Source organism: Candidatus Sulfotelmatobacter sp. (genome assembly GCA_035498555.1).
Classification (GTDB): Bacteria; Eisenbacteria; RBG-16-71-46; order RBG-16-71-46; family RBG-16-71-46; genus DATKAB01.
The window spans coordinates 1-3,102 of the sequence record DATKAB010000027.1 but is presented as its reverse complement, the minus strand read 5'-3'; the positions used below and the strand labels follow the sequence as shown (position 1 = coordinate 3,102).

Here is a 3,102-nt window from a genome sequence, read left to right as displayed (position 1 = left end):
CCTCATCATGATCCGCCGGTCCGAAGTCCGCCCTTTCACCGAGAAGCAGATCACGCTGCTCAAGATCTTCGCCGACCAGGCGGTGATCGCGATCGAGAACGTGCGGCTGTTCAACGAGCTCGAGGCGCGCAACCGCGAACTCTCCGAGGCGCTCGAGCAGCAGACCGCGACCGCGGAGATCCTGCGCGTCATCAGCAGCTCGCCGACCGACGTTCAGCCGGTCGTCGCGGCGGTCGCGGAGAACGCGAAGCGCCTGTGCGAGGCGCAGGACGCCATCGTCTTCCTCCTCGCTGGAGACGTGCTTCAGCCGGTTGCGCACCACGGTCCCATCTTGAGGCCATCCAATGTCGACATTCCAGCCACGCGGGAAACCGTCACCGGCCGGGCGATCATCGATCGCCGAACCACGATGGTCGAAGATCTTCCCGCGGAACCCGAATCCGAGTTCCCGATCGGCGCGCAGCTCGCCAAGCAGTTCGGCTCCCGGACTGTGCTAGCGACGCCCCTGCTGCGCGAAGGTACCGCGCTCGGCGCCATCGTCATTCGCCGCAGCGAGGCCCGCCCATTCTCGGACAAGCAGATCAAGCTGCTCGAGACCTTCGCCGACCAGGCGGTGATCGCGATCGAAAACGTGCGGCTCTTCAACGAGCTCGAGGCGCGCAACCGCGAGCTGACCGAATCGCTCGAGCAGCAGACCGCGACCGCCGAGATCCTGCGCGTGATCTCGAGTTCGCCCACCGACCTTGCGCCGGTGTTCGATGCGGTGGCGAGGAGCGTGTCCCGGTTGTGCGACGCGCCCGACGTGGTCATCGCCCGAGCCGAGGGCGACGTCATGCGCTTCGCCGCGAGCGTCGGGCCGTTCGGCGAGACCTTCGGACCCGAGCTCACCGTTCCAATCGCCCGCGGCTCGGTGGCCGGTCGCGCGCTGCTCGAGCGGCGAACCATCCAGATCGACGACCTCGCAGCGGAGTCGGAGGGCGAGTACCCGGAGGGCAAGGCCCTACAGCGGCGCTACGGGCATCGGACCATGGTGGCGGCGCCACTGCTTTTCGGTGATACCGCGCTCGGGGCGATCGTGATGCTCCGGAAGGAAGTCAAGCCGTTCAGCGACAAGCAGCTCGCCCTGTTGCGGACCTTTGCGGACCAGGCGGTCATCGCGATCCAGAACGTGCGCCTCTTCAACGAGACGAAGGAGGCGCTGGATCAGCAGAAGGCATCCGCGGACGTGCTGCAGGTGATCTCGAGCTCGGTGGCCGACACGAAACCGGTGTTCGACAAGATTCTCGAGAGCTGCGGGCGGCTTTTTGAGGGCCAGAGTGTCGGCATATCCCTGGTCGGCGAGGACGGCGCCGTGCATCTAGCCGCCTACCAGGGTGCTCATCGGGAAGAACTCGAGCGGCACTATCCGGTACCGCTCAGCGAGGACTCCGGCGCCGGCGCGGCGATCCTGCAGCGACGCGTCGTTCACTATCCTGACGCCCGGGACGGACCGGATGTGCCCGAATACATGCGGCGCGGAGCCAGGATCACCGGCTACCGGTCCGCAATCCTCGCGCCGATGCTGTGGGAAGGCCGGGGGATCGGCGCGATCTTCGCGTGGCGCGCGGCCGTCGGTGAGTTCTCGGAGAAAGAGATCGCGCTGCTGAAGACCTTCGCCGACCAGGCGGTCATCGCAATCCAGAACGCCCGGCTGTTCAACGAGACGAAGGAGGCGCTCGATCAGCAGCGAGCCTCCGCTGAGGTGCTGCAGGTCATCTCGAGCTCGGTGGCCGACGCGAAACCGGTGTTCGACAAGATCCTGGAGAGCTGCGAGCGGCTGTTCGGAGGCCGGCACGTCGGGATCAACCTGATCGGTGAGGATGGTGCCGTGCACCTGGGCCCCTACCGCGGTCCGGGCCGGCAGGAGTTGGCGGGCATCTACCCGCTGCCGCTCACTCGGGCCTCGGCCTCCGGGGCGGCGATCCTCGAGCGCCGTGTGATGCACTATCCGGACGTCGAAGGCGGCGCGGACGTACCCGAGCCGGTGCGGCGCGGCGGCCGGATCATGGGTTTCAAGTCCTTCCTTTTCGCGCCGATGCTGTGGAAGGGGCGGGGGATCGGTGCAATCTGGGTCGGCCGCGACGCGATCGGTGAGTTTTCCGAGAAAGAGATTGCGCTGCTGAAGACTTTCGCCGACCAGGCCGTAATCGCGATCCAGAACGCGAAGCTCTTTCGCGAGATCCAGGAGAAAAGCCACCAGCTCGAGATCGCGAACCAGCACAAGTCGGCGTTCCTCGCCAACATGTCGCATGAGCTGCGCACGCCGCTCAACGCGGTGATCGGCTTCTCCGAGATGCTCGCCGCGCGCTACTTCGGCCAGCTGACGGAGAAGCAGGCCGAATACGTGAAGGACATCCACGGCTCTGGCAAGCACCTCCTCTCCCTGATCAACGACATCCTCGACCTCTCGAAGATCGAGGCCGGCCGCATGGAGCTCGAGGCCGCGGACTTCGACCTGCGCGCCGCCCTCGACAACGCGCTCACGCTGGTGCGCGAGCGCGCCCAGCGCAGCGGGATCGCGCTGCGGTTCGAGGCCGATCCGGAGCTCGGCCCCTTCCGCGGCGACGAGCGCAAGGTCAAGCAGGTAATACTGAACCTGCTCTCGAACGCGGTGAAGTTCACCCCGCGCGGCGGGGCGGTGGGCGTGGTCGCGCGGCAGGCGAATGGCAGCGCCGAGATCGCGGTCAAGGACACCGGGGTGGGCATCGCGCCCGCGGACCAGGAAACGATCTTCGAGGCGTTCCGGCAGGTCGGCACCGACGTCACGCGGAAGCGCGAAGGCACCGGCCTCGGCCTCGCACTCGCGCGCCGCTTCGTCGAGCTGCACGGCGGTACGATCCGCGTCGAGAGCGCGCCCGGCAAGGGCTCCACCTTCACGGTGACGCTCCCCGTCCGCAATGGCGAATGAGCTGATCCTGATCATCGAGGACCACGAGCAGAACCGCAAGCTCGCGCGCGACCTGCTCCAGGTCCACGGCTACCGCACGATCGAGGCTGAGACCGGTGAGGACGGCGTGACGCTCGCGGCGGAACGCGCACCCGCGCTGGTCGTGATGGACATCC

2 protein-coding genes are annotated in these 3,102 nt (G+C 67.1%); one reads left to right on the top strand and one right to left on the bottom strand.

Going from position 1 to position 3,102, the window contains the following annotated elements:
* The coding region (locus VMJ70_02980; protein HTO90073.1) for a hypothetical protein at positions 1-322 on the bottom strand (322 nt) is incomplete at its 3' end.
* 87 nt (positions 323-409) lie between these two features.
* Between VMJ70_02980 and VMJ70_02975 the strand changes: the two genes are divergently transcribed.
* Complete coding sequence (locus VMJ70_02975) at positions 410-2,947, top strand: GAF domain-containing protein (GenBank protein ID HTO90072.1); 2,538 nt, start codon at positions 410-412, stop codon at positions 2,945-2,947.
* The last annotated feature ends 155 nt before the right edge of the window (positions 2,948-3,102 follow it).

Coding starts and splice junctions, on each gene's coding strand:
- VMJ70_02975 (HTO90072.1), top strand. CDS start 410: ATGGTCGAAGATCTTCCCGCGGAACCCGAATCCGAGTTCCCGATCGGC.